The sequence below is a fragment of the Trabulsiella guamensis ATCC 49490 genome (genome assembly GCF_000734965.1).
In the GTDB taxonomy this organism is placed as follows: domain Bacteria; phylum Pseudomonadota; class Gammaproteobacteria; order Enterobacterales; family Enterobacteriaceae; genus Trabulsiella; species Trabulsiella guamensis.
Window position 1 is genome coordinate 1 of record NZ_JMTB01000233.1, and the last position, 400, is coordinate 400.

Genomic DNA, 400 nt, shown 5'->3' on the forward strand with positions numbered 1-400 from the left:
CCGTTTCAGTACCACTCAGTACAGAACCGTTCACCCCGCCAACATCGTCAATCACATCCGTGATGGCGAGTTTGCTGCTGTCAGGTGCGGTGAAGTCCAGGATCAGCTCGAAGTTATCCGAGGCAACGCCGGTGTTGCCAGCCTTGTCGGTGGCAGTCACATAGAACTGGTGGCTGCCTTCGCTCAGACCTGCGGTCGGCGAGTAGCTCCAGGTGCCGTCAGCGCGTGCGGTGACGGAACCCAGCAGACCACTCTGATCGTAGATCTTCACGATGCTGCCCGCTTCCGCCTTACCGTTCAGCGTCGGCGTCGGGTCATCAGTCAGGCCATGGTTCGCCAGCGACGACTGGACAGCCCCCACATCGTCAGTTGCGCTGTCGATGGTGGGTTTCATCGGGGC

The 400-nt window shown here is 60.5% G+C and carries 1 protein-coding gene; it reads right to left on the reverse strand.

The features are described 5' to 3' along the window. Positions 1 to 400 (reverse strand): Ig-like domain-containing protein (locus GTGU_RS23710; protein WP_156964250.1); only part of this gene is annotated, 400 nt, incomplete at both ends.